15 protein-coding genes are annotated in these 16,704 nt (G+C 73.7%); 11 read left to right on the top strand and 4 right to left on the bottom strand.

Annotation, left to right across the window (positions count from 1 at the left end; all coding sequences use genetic code 11):
• Positions 1 to 195: 195 nt before the first annotated feature.
• The 5 genes from LWC33_RS03740 (at position 196) to LWC33_RS03720 (ending at position 5,000) form a co-directional block, all read left to right on the top strand.
• Positions 196 to 1,857, top strand: coding sequence for a DNA repair helicase XPB (locus LWC33_RS03740; RefSeq protein ID WP_233302781.1), 1,662 nt, complete (start codon positions 196 to 198; stop codon positions 1,855 to 1,857).
• Positions 1,858 to 1,972: 115 nt separating this feature from the next.
• The gene (locus LWC33_RS03735) at positions 1,973 to 2,191 is read left to right on the top strand and encodes a hypothetical protein (RefSeq protein ID WP_233302780.1); all 219 of its coding nucleotides are present in this window, start codon (positions 1,973 to 1,975) and stop codon (positions 2,189 to 2,191) included.
• 75 nt (positions 2,192 to 2,266) lie between these two features.
• On the top strand, positions 2,267 to 2,518 hold the full coding sequence (locus tag LWC33_RS03730; RefSeq protein WP_233302779.1) for a PspC domain-containing protein: 252 nt from the start codon (positions 2,267 to 2,269) through the stop codon (positions 2,516 to 2,518).
• Positions 2,519 to 3,058: 540 nt separating this feature from the next.
• Complete coding sequence (locus tag LWC33_RS03725; protein ID WP_233302778.1) at positions 3,059 to 3,760, top strand: endonuclease domain-containing protein; 702 nt, start codon at positions 3,059 to 3,061, stop codon at positions 3,758 to 3,760.
• An 811-nt stretch (positions 3,761 to 4,571) separates the two neighbouring features.
• Complete coding sequence (locus LWC33_RS03720; protein ID WP_233302777.1) at positions 4,572 to 5,000, top strand: hypothetical protein; 429 nt, start codon at positions 4,572 to 4,574, stop codon at positions 4,998 to 5,000.
• 268 nt (positions 5,001 to 5,268) lie between these two features.
• Here LWC33_RS03720 and groL read toward each other — a convergent pair whose 3' ends face one another.
• Complete coding sequence (gene groL, locus LWC33_RS03715) at positions 5,269 to 6,897, bottom strand: chaperonin GroEL (RefSeq protein ID WP_233302776.1); 1,629 nt, start codon at positions 6,895 to 6,897, stop codon at positions 5,269 to 5,271.
• 198 nt (positions 6,898 to 7,095) lie between these two features.
• Here groL and moeA point away from each other — a divergent pair, with 198 nt between their 5' ends.
• The 4 genes from moeA (at position 7,096) to LWC33_RS03695 (ending at position 13,157) form a co-directional block, all read left to right on the top strand.
• Positions 7,096 to 8,343: a molybdopterin molybdotransferase MoeA gene (gene moeA / locus LWC33_RS03710; RefSeq protein WP_233302775.1), complete on the top strand. Its 1,248-nt coding sequence runs from the start codon at positions 7,096 to 7,098 to the stop codon at positions 8,341 to 8,343.
• A gap of 499 nt (positions 8,344 to 8,842) precedes the next feature.
• The gene (locus LWC33_RS03705) at positions 8,843 to 9,709 is read left to right on the top strand and encodes a phosphatidylserine decarboxylase (RefSeq protein ID WP_233302774.1); all 867 of its coding nucleotides are present in this window, start codon (positions 8,843 to 8,845) and stop codon (positions 9,707 to 9,709) included.
• On the top strand, positions 9,706 to 10,713 hold the full coding sequence (locus LWC33_RS03700) for a CDP-alcohol phosphatidyltransferase family protein (protein ID WP_233302773.1): 1,008 nt from the start codon (positions 9,706 to 9,708) through the stop codon (positions 10,711 to 10,713). Before LWC33_RS03705 ends, LWC33_RS03700 begins: the two co-directional genes overlap by 4 nt.
• Before the next feature lie 107 nt (positions 10,714 to 10,820).
• A complete protein-coding gene (locus LWC33_RS03695) occupies positions 10,821 to 13,157 on the top strand; it encodes an AAA family ATPase (protein ID WP_372476548.1) in 2,337 nt (778 codons plus the stop codon).
• A gap of 77 nt (positions 13,158 to 13,234) precedes the next feature.
• On the opposite strand, the gene LWC33_RS03690 is transcribed toward LWC33_RS03695, so the two are convergent.
• Together LWC33_RS03690 and napA are read right to left on the bottom strand one after the other, a co-directional pair.
• Positions 13,235 to 13,927 carry a LytR C-terminal domain-containing protein gene (locus LWC33_RS03690; protein WP_233302771.1) on the bottom strand — a complete coding sequence of 231 codons (693 nt, stop codon included), beginning with the start codon at positions 13,925 to 13,927 and terminating at the stop codon, positions 13,235 to 13,237.
• A gap of 39 nt (positions 13,928 to 13,966) precedes the next feature.
• A complete protein-coding gene (gene napA, locus LWC33_RS03685; protein ID WP_037048722.1) occupies positions 13,967 to 14,275 on the bottom strand; it encodes a nucleoid-associated protein NapA in 309 nt (102 codons plus the stop codon).
• A gap of 185 nt (positions 14,276 to 14,460) precedes the next feature.
• On the opposite strand from napA, the gene LWC33_RS03680 reads away from it, so the two are divergent.
• Both LWC33_RS03680 and LWC33_RS03675 read left to right on the top strand, forming a co-directional pair.
• Positions 14,461 to 15,033 (top strand): peptide deformylase, encoded by a 573-nt coding sequence (locus LWC33_RS03680; RefSeq protein ID WP_233302770.1) that lies wholly within the window; start codon positions 14,461 to 14,463, stop codon positions 15,031 to 15,033.
• Positions 15,034 to 15,185: 152 nt separating this feature from the next.
• Entirely contained in the window at positions 15,186 to 16,085 is a 900-nt protein-coding gene (locus LWC33_RS03675; RefSeq protein ID WP_233302769.1) for a S1C family serine protease, read from the top strand.
• Positions 16,086 to 16,244: 159 nt separating this feature from the next.
• Here LWC33_RS03675 and LWC33_RS03670 read toward each other — a convergent pair whose 3' ends face one another.
• Positions 16,245 to 16,679, bottom strand: a complete 435-nt coding sequence (locus LWC33_RS03670; protein WP_233302768.1) for a nitroreductase family deazaflavin-dependent oxidoreductase — start codon at positions 16,677 to 16,679, stop codon at positions 16,245 to 16,247.
• Positions 16,680 to 16,704 lie beyond the last annotated feature (25 nt).

Genomic DNA, 16,704 nt, shown 5'->3' with positions numbered 1-16,704 from the left:
GGCACACGTACGTACCGCGGACAGTGCACGGCAAGCATAGCCGGAGGTGGCGCGACGCCCGCCCTGGACGAAGAACTCGTCCATCACCCCGATCGGGTGGCGCCGTCGCCGACCGCTCACCGTCCGTGGAAGACCGCCCGGCTCACGATGAGTGGCGGGACGTGCACCGATCGACACCCCCGAAGGGATCCGCGCGTGACCGACGGACCACTCATCGTCCAGTCCGACAAGACCCTCCTGCTCGAGGTCGACCACCCCGCCGCGAACGACGCGCGGATGGCGATCGCCCCCTTCGCCGAGCTGGAGCGCGCGCCGGAGCACGTGCACACCTATCGGGTCACACCGCTCGCGCTGTGGAACGCGCGGGCCGCGGGGCACGACGCCGAGCAGGTCGTCGACGCCCTCGTCCGCTTCTCCCGCTACGCCGTGCCGCAGCCGCTGCTGGTCGACGTCGTCGACACCATGGGCCGGTACGGCCGCCTGCAGCTGTCGAACCACCCCGCGCACGGCCTGGTCATGACCGCGCTGGACCGCGCGGTGCTGGAGGAGGTGCTCCGGCAGAAGAAGATCGCGCCGATGCTGGGGGCCCGGATCGACCAGGACACCGTCGTCGTCCACCCGTCGGAGCGCGGGCATCTCAAGCAGATGCTGCTCAAGGTGGGCTGGCCGGCGGAGGACCTGGCCGGCTACGTCGACGGCGAGGCGCACCCCATCGAACTGGTCCAGGACGGCTGGACCCTGCGCGACTACCAGGCCCAGGCCGTCGACGGGTTCTGGGACGGCGGCTCCGGTGTGGTCGTCCTGCCCTGCGGTGCGGGGAAGACGCTCGTCGGCGCAGCGGCGATGGCCCGGGCCGGTGCGACCACCCTGATCCTGGTGACCAACACCGTCTCGGGCCGGCAGTGGAAGCGCGAGCTCGTCGCGCGCACCAGCCTGACCGAGGAGGAGATCGGCGAGTACTCGGGCGAGAAGAAGGAGATCCGCCCGGTCACGATCGCGACCTACCAGGTGATCACCCGCCGGACCAAGGGTGAGTACAAGCACCTCGAGCTGTTCGACTCCCGGGACTGGGGCCTGGTCGTCTACGACGAGGTGCACCTGCTGCCCGCGCCGGTCTTCCGCATGACGGCGGACCTGCAGTCCCGCCGTCGGCTCGGCCTGACCGCGACCCTGGTCCGGGAGGACGGCCGGGAGGGCGACGTCTTCTCCCTGATCGGCCCGAAGCGCTACGACGCCCCGTGGCGAGACATCGAGCAGCAGGGCTGGATCGCGCCCGCCGAGTGCACCGAGGTCCGGGTCACGCTCACGGAGAGCGAGCGGCTCGGCTACGCCACGGCGGAGGCCGAGGAGCGGTACCGGATGGCCTCGACCGCGCGCACCAAGCTGCCCGTCGTCAAGGCCATCCTGGACCGGCACCCGGACGAGCCGACGCTGGTCATCGGCGCCTACCTCGACCAGCTCGACGAGCTCGGCGAGGTACTGGACTGCCCGGTGATCCAGGGCTCCACGAAGAACAAGGAGCGCGAGGCGCTGTTCGACGCCTTCCGCGCCGGGGAGCTGAAGCGACTGGTCGTCAGCAAGGTCGCCAACTTCTCGATCGACCTGCCCGAGGCCACCGTGGCCGTGCAGGTCTCCGGCACCTTCGGGTCCCGGCAGGAGGAGGCACAACGGCTGGGCCGGCTGCTGCGGCCGAAGGGCGACGGCCGGCAGGCGCACTTCTACTCGGTCGTGTCGCGGGACACCCTCGACACCGACTACGCGGCCCACCGTCAGCGGTTCCTCGCCGAGCAGGGGTACGCCTACCGCATCGTGGACGCGGACGACCTGCTCGGACCGGCCCTGCCCGAGATCGGCTGACCGGAGCGTGACGGCGGTTCCCCGGGACGGGGGTACCGCCTCACCCCGATGCGGCCGTGCGCGGAAAGGCCAGGTCGTGGACACTCGGTGGCGCAACCGTGACAGGGAGCCGAGAATGTCCGTCGCCGGCTGGGTCGTCGTCGGGGTGCTGGCCTGGGTGGTCGTCGCCCTGGTCGTCGCGGTGCTCGTCGGCCGGATGGTGCGGCTGCGGGACCGGCAGGTCCCCGAGGACCCCTTCCCGCGCCCGGCGCCGGCACCCGAGCAGGACCCGTCCTGGCCGGGCACGGGCGGGCGCACGCCCCGGACCCCGGAACCCCGCCGACCCCGGGGCTGATCCGGGTCGGTCTCCGGGAGGGATCCGGGGCCGACCTCGAGGTGCGGGCCGCCCGTCGGCGGCAGGCTCGTGGTCATGGAACAGCAGACCACCACCGCCACCCCCGACCAGCCGATCGTCGTCCCCGCCCCGCGGGAGCAGAAGCCCTTCCGGCTGCACCGCAGCCGCTCGGACAAGATGCTCGCCGGTGTGTGCGGCGGGCTCGCCGAGAGCCTGGACGTCGACGCCGGCCTCATCCGGATCGCGCTCGTCGCCCTGACCGTCCTCGGCTTCGGCTTCGGGATCGTCCTCTACCTCGCCGCCTGGTTCCTCGCGCCCGAGGAGTGAGAGTCGCTCGGGATGCCCGCGAGTCGCGCCCTGACCTCCCGCGAGTCGCGCTGTGGGCTTCCGCGAGTCGGGTTGTGGGCTTCGGCGAGTCGGGTTGTGGGCTCCCGCGAGTCGCACAGTGGGCCCTCGCGAGTTGGGGATTCGGTAGCGCGAGTCGGCGGTTTCGGGTCGCCGAGTCCGCGATGTCGGCAGGTCAGGGCCGGGCAAGCTGCACGAGCGCCCCGGCCCTTCCGTGTCAGCGCCGGCGTCCCGACCTGTTGGCGAGCCGTTCGGTCGAGCCTGCGCCCGGAGTCGGCTCCACGACCGTGCCCGAACGGGAGGTCCTCGCCCCGTCCCTCGGCCGAGATCAGGCGGCGAGCCACCGGACTGCTGTGGTCCGCCGCCCACGGCCCAGTCGCTGGTCAAGATCCGTCCGACGGCCACGGAAGCGCTGTCGTCGCGACTCTCCGGTGACCTTCGTACTGATCACGAGCCTGATGATCGATCCGAGTGTCACGGGAGTGTCGCCAGTACTACCACTCTGCCCCCCTCGGAAAGATCATGAACGAGCTGGGGCAGGGTTCCGTCCAAGAGGCCTCGTGCGGCCCGCCGGACGCGCTCGTCGACGTCGTGGTGCCCGGTGGGCAGCAGCGCGGACAACCGGGGCTGAGAGTCCGCCGCGGCCGGCTCTTCGCGGACGAGATCACCGGCGTCGCAGGCGTGCGGGTGACCTCGGCCAGGCGCACCGCCTTCGACCTCGCCTGCCGCTGCACCCTCTCGGACGCGATCGTGGCGGTCGACGCGCTGGCCAGAGTGGGGGAGTTCGAGCCGGACGAACTGCTGGTGATGCGGACGCGGCATCTCGGTGCCCGCGGAAGCGCACGGCTGCCGGAGATCGTGCGCCGCGCGGACCGGCGCTCGGGCTCGCCGATGGAGACCCGCATCCGGCTCGCAATCGCCGACGCGGGCCTGCCGTGTCCGACCCTCCAGCACCCTGTCGGGCCCTACGCGCTCGACCTCTCCTACCCCGCATTGCTGCTCGCGTTCGAGTACAACGGCGGCGACCATCTCGACCCGACACGCGCATTGCGCGATCTGGCCCGGGAGGCCCATCTCGCCCGAGCAGGTTGGCGGGTCGTGCGGTTCTCGGCGGTCGAGGTCCATCGGCACCCGGAGCGCGTGGCGGCGAGGGTCCGCCGCGAGCTGGAGGCGGCCTGTCGGGTGCGCGGCCTCGACCCGGAGCGGCTCGCAGGGCACCTGTGATCGCTTCGAGCGTCACAGGAGTGCCGCGTCGACAGCGACAGTGGCAGCCTCGGAACGATCATGTTCCGGTGAGCGATGCTTGCGGGTGCGCGGGCCCGGTCCAGCACTGAGTTGGGCTGGCCGGGCTGGTGGAGCGTGTGATCGTTCCGAGCGCCACGGGAGGGCTGTCGGACCAGTGATCCTGTCACGCTCGCAACGACTTTGGCCTGCGAGTGCGACGGGAGAGCTGTCGGATCAGCGATCTCGTCGCGCTGGGAACGATCTTGCTCCTGCGAGTCACGGCAGCCGCACCAGTGAACCCGTCGCAGCCGGAGATTTCGTCGAACTCGAATGATTCTTCCTCCCGGCGTCACGAGAGGGATGCGGGATCAGCGATTCTGTCGCGCCCGCAATGATCTTGGTCCTACGAGCGTCACGGGAGACCTGTCCGTCACGACCGTGGTCCTACGAGTGTCGCGGGAGAGCTGTCGGGCCAGCGATCCCGTCTCGCTCGGAACGATCTTGCTCGAGTGAGTTCCGGCTGCGGCTGCGGATGCGCGGCCGTGGCCCGGTGCTGCGCCGGCGGGGCTGGTGTGATCATTTCTAGCGTCACGGGAAGGCTGCCGGGCCAGCGATCCTGTTGGGGCCGGAATGATCAAGGAGGGTGAGTGTCACAGTGCTGCTGCGGCGACCGTGAGGCGACTCCCGGACGGATCACCGGATGGTCGCAGGGCGACATATCGCCGCAGGGCGATACATCACTGGGTGGCCGTAGGGTGGTGTGGTGGTGGCACGACTGCCCGGCGACCTGCGGGTTCGTAGCGTCGGGCCCGTGACCACGACACCGCACCACGATCCCGGCGCGGCGCGGTGGAACCCGCCCGTCGGTTCACCTCCGCGAGCGGGCGTTCCTGCGCTCCGGCTGCCCGCCCACCCCGCGGGCCTGCCCGAGGGCGTGCCGAAGGGGCGTCCGCCGGCGCCCGGCGCTGTGCTCGCGACCCGGATCGCCGGGCTCACCCTCACGGTCCTCTGTGCCCTCTGGCCCGCCTTGTTCGCCCTGATGGGGATCGCGTTCGGGCTCGGCCTCGGCGACGCGGGCGGCGTGGTGTTCGGCGCGGTCATGGGTGTGGTCGCCACCGCCTGGCCGGTCGGCTTCTGGTTCGCGACGCGGGGAGCGCGGCGGGTCTGGCCGGTGCTGGTCGCGCTGGTCCCGACCCTCCTCGTCGCCGGCGGCGGCATCTGGCTGTGGACGGCCGGCTGAGCCACCGAGCCACTCGACAACCCCGGCCACTCGACAACCCGAGCCACTCAACAGACCCGGGCCACCTGCCCGTCACCTGGGCCCCGCGCCCCAACACCTCAGCCACCGGCATCCCGAGACACCCGACACCCCGAGCCACGCGACACCCCTGCCGACGCACCCCGTGGAAGCCAACCCGAGAACGCCGCGGGGGCGGCGGGCCGAAGCCCACCGCCCCCGCGGGACGTACTGCGCGAGTGGCAGGACGCAGAGCTGGAGCGAGCTCCGCTCAGAAGTCCATGCCGCCCATGCCGCCGGTCGGGTCGCCGGCCGGAGCGGCGTTCTTCTCCGGCTTGTCGGCGATGACCGCCTCGGTGGTGAGGAACAGGGCCGCGATCGAGGCCGCGTTCTGCAGCGCCGAGCGGGTGACCTTGGCCGGGTCGATGATGCCGGCCTTGACCAGGTCCTTGTACTCACCGGTGGCCGCGTCGAGGCCCTCGCCGGCGGGGAGGTTGCGCACCTTCTCCGCGACGACGCCGCCCTCGAGGCCGGCGTTGACGGCGATCTGCTTGAGCGGCGCCTCCAGGGCGACCTTCACGATGTTCGCGCCGGTCGCCTCGTCGCCGTCCAGGCCGAGGCCCTCGAACAGGCCCGCACCGGCCTGGATCAGGGCGACGCCGCCGCCGGCGACGATGCCCTCCTCGACGGCCGCCTTCGCGTTGCGGACGGCGTCCTCGATGCGGTGCTTGCGCTCCTTGAGCTCGACCTCGGTGGCCGCGCCCGCCTTGATGACCGCGACACCGCCGGCCAGCTTGGCCAGGCGCTCCTGCAGCTTCTCGCGGTCGTAGTCCGAGTCGGTGCGCTCGATCTCGGCGCGGATCTGGTTGACCCGACCGGCGATCTGGTCCGCGTCGCCCGCACCGTCGACGATGGTGGTCTCGTCCTTGGTCACGACGACCTTGCGGGCGGTGCCCAGCAGCGACAGGTCGGCGTTGTCCAGCTTGAGGCCGACCTTCTCCGAGATGACCTCGCCGCCGGTGAGGATGCCCATGTCGGTGAGCATGGCCTCGCGGCGGTCACCGAAGCCCGGGGCCTTGATGGCGACGGACTTGAAGGTGCCGCGGATCTTGTTGACGACGAGCGTGGCCAGGGCCTCGCCCTCGACGTCCTCGGCGATGATCGCCAGCGGCTTGCCCGACTGCATGACCTTCTCCAGCAGCGGGAGCAGGTCCTTGACGGTCGAGATCTTCGAGCTGACGAGGAGGATGTACGGGTCCTCGAGCTCGACCTCCATGCGCTCCGCGTCGGTCACGAAGTACGGGGAGATGTAGCCCTTGTCGAAGCGCATGCCCTCGGTGAGCTCGAGCTCGAGCCCGAAGGTCTGCGACTCCTCGACGGTGATGACGCCTTCCTTGCCGACCTTGTCCATCGCCTCGGCGATGAGCTCGCCGATCTGCTTGTCCGCAGCGGAGATGGAGGCGGTGGCGGCGATCTGCTCCTTGGTCTCGACCTCCTTGGCCGACTTCAGGAGCGCCTGCGAGACGGCCTCGACGGCCTTCTCGATGCCGCGCTTGAGACCCATCGGGTTCGCGCCGGCGGCGACGTTGCGGAGGCCCTCGCGGACGAGCGCCTGCGCCAGGACGGTCGCGGTGGTGGTGCCGTCACCCGCGATGTCGTCCGTCTTCTTGGCAACTTCCTTGACGAGCTCGGCGCCGATCTTCTCCCAGGCGTCCTCGAGCTCGATCTCCTTGGCGATCGACACACCATCGTTGGTGATGGTGGGCGCGCCCCACTTCTTCTCCAGGACGACGTTGCGGCCGCGCGGGCCGAGCGTCACCTTGACGGCGTCGGCGAGGGTGTTCATGCCGCGCTCGAGCCCGCGGCGCGCCTCCTCGTCGAACGCGATCTGCTTCGCCATGGGGGTGGTCCTCCGGTTGGGATGACTCGTCGGTTCGAACACGGCGCCCGCGACGGACGGCCGGCAACCCTGCGCCGGCCTCACCGGCCCGACCTGGCACTCCCGACAGGCGAGTGCCAGCGCCGTTTTTAGCACTCGGGGTGGGCGAGTGCAACCGAGCCCGGGGCGACCCCGGCGCTGTTCCGGCCCTGCGGCAGGATGGCCGGTGTGAGCGCCGCCAAACCGCCCCGCACCGTCCAGGAGCACCGGGCCGTCGTCGCGGCTCTCCTGTCGCCCACCGGGGTCGAGGTCGTGTCGCTCGCCGAGGCGCGCGGGCGGGTCCTCGCCGAGCCGGTCGCGGCGGCGATCTCGCTGCCGCCCTTCGACAACTCCGCGATGGACGGCTATGCCGTCCGGGCCGCCGACGTCCGCGGGGCCACCGCGGACGCCCCGGTCACCCTGCCGGTCGCCACCGACATCCCCGCCGGCCGCACGGACGTGCCGCCGCTGGAGCCCGGCACCGCGGCCCGGATCATGACCGGCGCCCCGGTTCCGGCGGGCGCCGACGCGATCGTCCAGGTCGAGCTGACGGACGGCGGGACCGGGCGTGTCGCGATCTCCGCCGCCCCCGAGGCCGGCACACACGTGCGCACCGTCGGCGAGGACGTCCACGAGGGCACGGTGGTGCTCGACGCCGGCACCGTCCTCGGCGCCGCGCAGATCGGCGTGGCCGCCGCCGTCGGGCGGGACTCGCTGCCCGTGCGCCGCCGCCCGCACGTCCTCGTCCTCTCCACCGGCTCGGAGCTGGTCGCGCCGGGCGAGCCGCTCGCGCCCGGCCAGATCTACGAGTCCAACGGCGCGATGCTCGCCGCCGCCGTCCGCGACGCGGGCGCCACCGCCGACCAGCTCCGCTTCGTGCCCGACGACGTCGAGCAGTTCCGCAAGGTCCTCGCCGAACGGATCGTGGCGGGCGTCGACCTGGTGGTGACCTCCGGAGGGGTGAGCGCGGGCGCCTACGAGGTGGTGAAGGACGCGCTGACCGGGCACGGCGTGGAGTTCGTGAAGGTCGGCATGCAGCCCGGCGGGCCGCAGGGTGCGGGCGTGGTGGAGTTCGGCGAGGTCAGCTGCCCCGTCGTGACGCTCCCGGGCAACCCGGTGAGCTCCCAGGTCTCCTTCGAGGTGTTCGTGCGCCCCGCGCTGCGCCGGGCGATGGGCCATCCGTACGCCGAGCGGCCGGTCGTCACGGCCCGTTCCCGGGACTCGCTCCGCTCGCCCGCCGGGCGCGCGCAGTTCCGCCGCGGCACCCTCGACGCCCGGGACGGCACGGTCGGCGAGGTCGGGTCGCCCGCCTCGCACATGCTCGCGGCCCTGGCCAGGGCGGACTGCCTGTTCGTGGTCCCGGCGGAGGTGACGGAGGTCCGAGAGGGCGACGAACTCGAGGTGTGGTTGCTCGACAACGGCGTGTGAGCGGCCTCTAGGGGGTACGTCGCCCTTCTGTCACCCGGAAAGTGGTACGTGTCACACGCAGAGGGTGCAACACTTCGGCCCGCCGGGACGTCTTACCAGGTGAGTGTTCGGCCGATCGGTGCAGATCATCCAGTTCATCAGGGATTGATCTGGACGATCGGTCGGGTGCTGGGGATACTTTGAGCGAGGGGCGGGTACACCACCTCTCGACGCAGAGGACCTACCGCCCGTCGCTGGGGAGCGGACGAGCGGTTCCAAGGCCGGGGTCGCCGTCTCGGGGGATGGCGGCCCCGGCCCTTTGCTTTCCTCGGTGCCCGTCGCCCCCCGGCCTGTCGAGGCCCCTCCCGCGCCTCGGTCCAACCCCTTTCGTCCTGCCGGGCCCGCAGGGGCCCCACCGCCTCGTCCCGGCATCGCAGTAGCGTGGCGCCCGCGCCCTCCCTCCCGCACCGGCCGGGAGCCCGGGAGAAACGGCGCCGCCGACGAGGAGCCGCTGGCGACCATGGCCGCGACCACCCCCGCGACCCCGTCCCCGGGCGCCCCCGGGGACAGGCCCGAGCTGCACCCGGCGGGCGCGCCGCCCGCCACCGGTGGCGAGAACCCGCTGCTGCACGCGGCCAAGCTGGTCCGCGAGGCCGTCCCGCCGCTGCACCCCGGCGGCCGTCCGGTCATCGCCGCCGTCGCGGCTTCGGCCGGCGCCGTCCGGCTGCTGACCGGCCGGGGCACCGGCGCCGGTCTGCTGGCCACCGTCGCGACGGCCGCCTTCTTCCGCGCGCCGCGCCGCGTGCCGCCGCTGCGCCCGGGGGCCGTCCTCGCACCGGCCGACGGCACCGTCGCGCTGATCTCCGAGGTGGTCCCGCCCGCGGAGCTCGACCTGCCGCGCGAGCCGGTCACCCGGGTCAGCGTCTTCCTCTCCGTGCTCGACGTGCACGTCCAGCGCATCCCGATGCACGGCCGGATCCGCTCGGTCGAGTACCGCCCCGGCGCCTTCCTCTCCGCGGACCTGGACAAGGCCAGCGAGGACAACGAGCGCAACGGGCTGGTCCTGGAGACGCAGACCGGGCACCTGGTCGGCGTCGTCCAGATCGCCGGGCTGCTGGCGCGGCGCATCCGCTGCGACGTGCAGCCGGGCGACGAGGTCGCCGCCGGCGAGACCTACGGACTCATCCGCTTCGGCTCGCGCGTCGACACCTATCTGCCGCCGGGCGTCGCGCCCGAGGTGTCGGTGGGACAGCGCACCATCGGCGGCGAGACCGTCCTGGCGAATCTGGCCGTCGAGAAGGACGGCCCGGTGACGGACGCCGTGGTGGAGGACGCCGTGGTGCAGGACGCCGTGGTGCAGGACGCCGGGGAGAAGGGCCGGCCGTGAACACCTACCAGGCGGGCGTGCGGCTGCTGCCCAACGCGGTCACCGTCCTCGCGCTCTGCGCCGGGCTCTCCGCGGTCAACTTCGCGCTGCACGGCCGGTTCGAGCTGTGCATCGCCGCCGCGGGCGCGGCCGCCCTGTGCGACGCCCTCGACGGCGGACTGGCCCGTCTCCTCGACGCCAGCAGCCGCATCGGGCAGGAGCTGGACTCGCTGGCGGACCTGGTGTCCTTCGGCGTCGCGCCGGCGCTCGTCCTCTACATCTGGGCCCTGCAGGGCACCCGGCTCGGCTGGGTGGTCGCGCTGATCTTCGCCGTCTGCATGGCCCTGCGGCTGGCCCGCTTCAACACCCTGATCGACGACGAGGACCAGCCGCCGTTCGCCAAGGAGTTCTTCGTCGGGGTCCCGGCCCCGGCGGCCGCGCTCACGGCGGGCATCCCGCTGTACCTCTTCCTGCACTTCGGGCCCGGCTGGTGGTCCTCGCCGGTCACGGTGGGGGTGTGGGCGCTGTGCACCGCGGCGCTGATGGTCAGCCGCATCCCCACGCTCTCGCTGAAGACGGCGCGGGTGCGGCCGCGGTGGATCGCGCCGCTGCTGGTGCTGGTCGGGGTGGCCGCGGCGATCCTGCTGACCGCGCCGTTCCTCGGGATGGCCCTGATCGGCGTCGGTTATCTGCTGCTCATCCCGTACACGGTGTACCGCTACAAGTGGCTGGAGCGGCACCCGGAGGCGTGGGGCGTGCCGGTGCGCGAGCGCCGGGCCGTCGCCCGGGCCGCCCGGTCGGCCCGCCGGCTGGGCCTGCGCCCGCCGCTGCGCCGCCGCGTCGCCGGCCGGACGATGGCCGTCGCCCGGGGCATGGGCGGTATCGTGCGGCGCCGCAGCGCCGAGGACCCCGTCGAGCCGTTCGACTCCGGCCCCTCGCGTCCGATCCGGCCGATGCGCCCGCTGGGCGGGCAGGCGCGCCGCATGCCGAGCACCGAACGGCGTCGCGGGCTGCGCCGGCGCTGAGGGACGCGTGCGGAGCGAACCTCTGCGCTGAGCGACGCTTGCGGAGCGAACCTCTGCGCTGACCCCGCGGGCGGGTTCGGGCCGGTCGATACGGTTACCCGGTGCCCGTGATCACCTTGGTCGCCCGCCTCGCCACGTCCGCCGTCGACGCCCGGCGCGGGGTCGTGCGGCTCCACCCCGAGGTCCTCGACGCGCTGCACCTGCGCAGCTGGGACGCCGTCACCCTCACCGGAGGCCGGGTCACCAGCGCCCTGGCCGTGGCCGGCGACCCGGCCGCCGCGGCCGGTCAGGCACTGCTCGACGACGTCACGCTCTCCAACGCCGGCCTCACCGAGGGTGCGTCCGTGGTCGTCGGGCCGGTGGCGGTGGCCCCGGCCCGGCGGGTGGTGCTCGCCGGCTCGCGGCTGGTGCGCAGCGCGGTCCCGCCGGCCACGGCCCGGCTCGCGCTGCTCGGCAAGGTCCTCACCGGTGGCGACGCGGTCTCCCTGCTGCCGCAGGACATCGCCCCGCCGCCCGGGGCCGACGTCCCGAGGGCCCGGCGTGCCCTCGCCGCGGCGATCGGCGGGGCCTGGACCAGCGAGTTGGTCACCGTCTCGCAGGCCGACCCGCCCGGCCCCGTCTCGGTGCACCCGACGACCGTCGTCGGCTGGCTGGACGGGCCGACGACGGGGGACTCCCCGCAGGCCGGACCACGGCCGTCGACCAGACCGGCTGCCCCGCGGTCCGCTCCGCCACCCGCGCCACCCGCGCCGGCCGAGGCCACGGGAACCGCGCTCCCGCTCGACGCCCTGGTCGGCCACACCGCGCAGGCGCGCCGGCTCGTCGAGTGGCTCGAGCTGACCTTCTCCCGGCCGGAGCTGCTGGTCCGGCTCGGCGGGACGCCCCGGCTCGGGGTGCTGGTGACCGGGCCCGAAGGCGTCGGCAAGACGACGCTGATCCGCAGCGTGGCCGGCGCGGTCGGGGCCGGTTGCGTGGAGCTGCCCGGGCCGGCGGTCGCGGCGCTGGAGGCGGCCTCGGCCGCCGCGCGGGTCCAGGAGTGCCTGACCCGGGCCCGCGGCGAGGCGGCCGCCGGTCGGCCGGTGGTCCTGCTGGTCACGGACGTCGACGCGTTGCTCCCGGCCGCCTCACCGCCTCCGCTCGCCACCCTGGTCCTCGACGGCCTGCGGGAGGCCGTGGGCACGCCGAACCTGGCCCTCGTCGCCACGACGGCCGCGCCCGAGGCCGTCGACCCCCGGCTGCGGGCGCCGGACCTGGCCGACCGGGAGGTGGGCCTGGGCCTGCCGGACGCCGCGGTGCGGGCGGACCTGTTGCGCCGGCTGCTCGCCGACGTCCCGCTGGCCGACGACGTCGACCTCGCCGCGGTCGCCTCGCGGACCCCCGGGTTCGTCGTCGCCGACCTGGCCGCGGTCCGCCGCGAGGCCGCGGTGACGGCGGCGCTGCGGCACGGGGCCGGGAGCAGCGCCGCCGACGTCCCCGCGCCGGCGGTGCCGGACGACGCCGCGCCCGGTCCGGCCCCCGCGGAGGCACCGGCATCCCCGGAGACCGACGGGGCCCGGATCGAGATGGCCGACCTGCTGGGCGCGGTGGGGTCGGTGCGCCCGATCTCCATGTCCTCCACCGGCACCCTGCAGACCGGCGGGATCACCCTGGACCAGGTCGGCGACATGACCGACGTGAAGCAGGCGCTCACCGAGGCCGTGCTCTGGCCGTTGCGCTACCCGGACTCCTTCGCCCGCCTCGGTGTCGAGGCCCCGCGCGGCGTGCTGCTCTACGGTCCGCCCGGCGGCGGCAAGACCTTCCTGCTCCGCGCGCTCGCCGGGTCGGGGCAGCTCAACGTGTTCTCGGTGAAGGGCGCCGAGCTTCTGGACAAGTACGTCGGCGAGTCCGAGCGCGCGGTCCGCGAGCTGTTCCGTAAGGCCTCGGATGCCGCGCCTGCGCTCGTGTTCCTCGACGAGGTCGACGCCCTGGCCCCGCGCCGGGGCGGCTCCACCGACTCCGGCGTGGCCGACCGGGTGGTCGCCGCCCTGCTGACCGAGCTCGACGGGGCGACGCCGCTGCGCGAGGTCGTGGTGGTCGGCGCGACCAACCGGCCCGAGCTGGTGGATCCCGCGCTGCTGCGCCCCGGGAGGTTGGAGCGGCTGGTCTTCGTGCCGCCGCCCGACGCCGAGGCGCGCGCGGACATCCTGCGCGCCGCGGGCCGCAACACCCCGCTGGCCGACGACGTGGACCTCGCTGCGCTCGCCGCAGAGCTCGAGGGCTACTCGGCCGCCGACTGCGCCGCCGTGCTGCGCGAGGCCGCGCTCACCGCGATGCGGGAGTCGCTCGACGCCACCGAGGTCACGGCCGCGCACCTGGACAAGGCCCGCCGGGCCGTGCCGCCGAGCCTCGACCCGGTGCAGGTCGCCGAGCTGGAGGCCTACGCCGCCCGCCGCGCGGCGGACTGAAGCCCCTGAGAACGGCGAACGGCGCGCCCCGGACAGGGGCGCGCCGTGCGCTGGGGAGCGGATCGGTCAGTGGGGTGTCACTTGGCCTTGTAGTCCTTGGTGACGATCACGATGAGGCCGGGGCTGGCGTCCTCGATGCCCTGGAAGCGCGGCTCCGCCCGCAGCCCGTAGTCCTGCGCCAGCCGATCGGCCGACGCCTGCTCGCTGGTGCCCGGGCGGTAGTAGACCGTGCTGGTCGGGATCACGCCGTAGGGGTAGCCGGTGGTGTCGGTGACCGTCCAGCCGCCGTTGCGGAAGTCCGACGCGGCCCGCGCGGCCAGGCCCTCGACCGTGCTGTTGTTGTAGACGCGCAGGGGCAGCGTCGGGGCGGCTTCGACCCCACCTGCACCACCCGCGCCGGCGAGCCCACCGACACCGCCGGCGCCACTGGCACCACCGACACCGTTGGTGCCACCGACACCGTTGGCACCGCCGACGCCGCTGCCGTCGCCGAAGCCGCCCGCCGGTGTGCCGGCCGGCGCGGCCTCCGTCGGCGTGGCCGGGAAGGAGGGCACCGGGACCTCGTCCGTGCCGGAGCCCGGCGCGGGGGTCGCGGGGGCCACCGAGGCGGTGGGCGCGGCCGCGGTGGAGCCCGATCCGTCGTCCGAGCCCCCGCCCCCGCCCCCGGTGCCCAGCGAGACCAGACCGATGACGGCGGCGATCACGGCGACGCCGACGAGCGCGATGCCGCCGACCTTCAGCGGTGACGGTCCGGACGCGGGAGCGGTCACGTCAGTCCTCCGGTGCGGGGGCGGCGGGCGGGGTCACGGTCACCACGGCTCCATGCCGAGCCGGCGGGCGGCCCGGGTGCGCTGCCGGCTGGCGCGCAGCCGGCGGAGACGCTTGACCAGGAGAGGATCGGCGGCGAGGGCCTCGGGCGTGTCGACGAGCGCGTTGAGCACCTGGTAGTACCGGGTGGCCGACATGTCGAACAGCTCGCGGATGGCCTGTTCCTTGGCCCCCTGGTACTTCCACCACTGACCCTCGAAGGCGAGGATCTCGCGCTCGCGCCGGTCCAGCTCGCGGACCGGCGGGCCGGCGGGACGGTTCGTCCCACTGGTTTCCGTGGCGGACTCCATCACGCTCCCTGCACAGTCGCTCCGACGCCCGAATGACACAGCTGTCATTCGCGGGCGCCATTGAACCACGATGGACCGACAGAAACGGGGTGGACGCGCCACCCGGCGGCGTGAATCGCCGGACCGTCCCGGGGAGGCACCGGGCGGACACCGGGGACGTCCCGCGCGGACATTACTGTCTCGGTGTGGCCGTCCGTCCCATCGTCATCATCGGCGATCCCGTCCTGCACACGCCCACCCGCCCCGTCGAGACGTACGACGACGAGCTCAGGGCCCTGGTCGCGGACATGTTCGACACCATGGCGGCGGCGCACGGCGTGGGGCTCGCGGCCAACCAGATCGGCATCGGGCTGCGGGTGTTCGTCTACGACTGCCCCGACGAGGAGTCCCGCACGATGCGGCGCGGGGTGGTCGTGAACCCGGTGCTCACCACCTCGGAGAAGCCGCAGGGCATGCCGGACCCGGACGAGGACGACGAGGGCTGCCTCTCCGTCCCCGGGGAGCAGTTCCCGACCGGACGGGCCGAGTGGGCCAGGGTCACCGGCACGGACGAGTTCGGCGAGCCCGTCGACGTCGACGGCCTGGGCTTCTTCGCCCGGTGCCTGCAGCACGAGACCGACCACCTCGACGGCGTCATCTACGTGGACCGCCTCGTGGGCCGCAACCAGCGCGCGGCCAAGAAGATGCTGCGCAAGCACGGTTGGGGCGAGCCCGGCCTGGCCTGGGACCCTGCCGCGCAGGAGGCCGAGGAGGTCTGAACGGCGCCGCGGCGGTCTGTGGCGCTGCAATGGGTGTGCGGCCGCGTCGGAAGTGCCGCGACTCGTCCAGCGCGGGCGAGGACCGTGACCGGGAACACCCGGCCCCGCTACCCCGTTGAGCCTCCTGCAACGCTGTAATCAGGAGGCTCGCCATGGAGGAGCTCGACGCCTACTCCCGCACGGTCAGCACGGTCGCCGCGGAGCTCACGCCCCGCGTGGCGGCCGTCCGGTTCGGCCGCGGCTCCGGCTCGGCGGTCGTGGTCGCGCCGGGGGAGCTGCTGACCAACGCGCACGTCGTGGGCCGGTCCACCCGCGGCCGGGCCGACTTCGCCGACGGTGCCCAGGTCCCGGTCCGGGTGGCCGGTTCGGACCCGCTCTCCGATCTCGCCCTGCTGCGCGCCGACGAGCCGCTGCCGGAGCCCGCGCGGCTCGGCGAGGCGGAAGCGCTCGTCGTCGGGCAGCTCGTGGTCGCGGTCGGGAACCCGTTGGGTCTGGCCGGCTCGGTGACGGCCGGGGTCGTGAGTGCGCTCGGCCGGGCCCTGCCGACCCGGGACGGGTCCGCGGGCCGGGTGGTGGAGGACGTCATCCAGACCGACGCGGCGCTCAACCCCGGCAACTCCGGGGGCGCGCTGGCCGATGCCCGCGGCCGCGTCGTGGGGATCAACACCGCGGTCGCCGGGACCGGCCTGGGCCTGGCGGTGCCGATCAACGCGACCACCCGCCGGATCGTGGAGACGCTGCGCCTCGAGGGCCGGGTGCGGCGCGCCTACCTCGGCGTGGTCGGTGCCCCCGCGCCGGTGCCGGCCGTGGTCGCGGACCGGTACGGGCGGCGCAACGGGCTGCGGCTCGCCGAGGTGGTCACCGGCAGCCCGGCCGACCGGGCCGGGTTGCGCCGCGGCGATCTCGTGCTCGACGTCGGGCGCACGCCGGTCGAGGACGCCCAGGGCATCCAGCGCCAGCTCTTCGGCGACGCCATCGGCGTGCCGCTGCCGGTGACGGTGCTGCGCAACGGGGCGATGGTCGACGTCGTCGCGGTGCCGACGGAGCTGTGAGAGCGGAGCGTGCGGCCGGGGCGCGAGAACGGGCACCGAGGCCGGGCCCTGAGCAGGAGGCCCTGAGAACGAGGGCCCTGAGAACGGGGCCCGAGAACTGGCTCCGAGAACGCGCGGGCGGCGGGTGCCTCGGCACCCCCCCCCCCCGATCCCGTCAGGTCAGGACTTCGGGTCCAGCACGAACACCGGGATCTGCCGGTCCGTCTTCTCCTGGTACTCCGCGTAGGACGGGTAGGCCTCGACCGCGCGCTCCCACCAAGAGGCGCGCTCCGCGCCGTCGACCTCGCGGGCGACGTAGGTCTTCGTCTCGGTGCCGTCCTGGAGCGGGAACTCGGGGTGCGCCTTGATGTTGTAGTACCAGACCGGGTGCTCGGGGGCCCCGCCCTTCGACGCGACGACCGCGTAGCTGCCGTCGTGCTCCACGCGCATCACCGGCGTGTAGCGCAGCTTCCCGCTCTTCGCGCCGCGCAGCGTCAGCAGCACGATCGGGCTGCCCAGGATGTCGACGCCCTCGGTCGTGCCCGTCTCCAGGATCTTCTTCGTCTGGTCCTGCACCCAGCCCTCGGGGCTGAGCTCCACCTTCTCGTCCGCCATGTCCCCAGTGAACCGGACCGCCCGC

The organism is Pseudonocardia terrae (assembly GCF_021343995.1).
In the GTDB taxonomy this organism is placed as follows: domain Bacteria; phylum Actinomycetota; class Actinomycetes; order Mycobacteriales; family Pseudonocardiaceae; genus Pseudonocardia; species Pseudonocardia terrae.
The sequence above is the reverse complement of the archived record's forward strand: the minus strand, read 5'-3'. Positions and strand labels throughout refer to the sequence as shown.

Bases quoted from the DNA above. Each gene is read 5' to 3' on its own strand.
- LWC33_RS03735 (WP_233302780.1), top strand. From the start codon at position 1,973: ATGTCCGTCGCCGGCTGGGTCGTCGTCGGGGTGCTGGCCTGGGTGGTC.
- groL (WP_233302776.1), bottom strand. From the start codon at position 6,897: ATGGCGAAGCAGATCGCGTTCGACGAGGAGGCGCGCCGCGGGCTCGAG.
- LWC33_RS03670 (WP_233302768.1), bottom strand. From the start codon at position 16,679: ATGGCGGACGAGAAGGTGGAGCTCAGCCCCGAGGGCTGGGTGCAGGAC.
- LWC33_RS03730 (WP_233302779.1), top strand. From the start codon at position 2,267: ATGGAACAGCAGACCACCACCGCCACCCCCGACCAGCCGATCGTCGTC.
- LWC33_RS03675 (WP_233302769.1), top strand. From the start codon at position 15,186: ATGGAGGAGCTCGACGCCTACTCCCGCACGGTCAGCACGGTCGCCGCG.
- LWC33_RS03725 (WP_233302778.1), top strand. From the start codon at position 3,059: ATGAACGAGCTGGGGCAGGGTTCCGTCCAAGAGGCCTCGTGCGGCCCG.
- napA (WP_037048722.1), bottom strand. From the start codon at position 14,275: ATGGAGTCCGCCACGGAAACCAGTGGGACGAACCGTCCCGCCGGCCCG.
- moeA (WP_233302775.1), top strand. From the start codon at position 7,096: ATGGCCGGTGTGAGCGCCGCCAAACCGCCCCGCACCGTCCAGGAGCAC.
- LWC33_RS03705 (WP_233302774.1), top strand. From the start codon at position 8,843: ATGGCCGCGACCACCCCCGCGACCCCGTCCCCGGGCGCCCCCGGGGAC.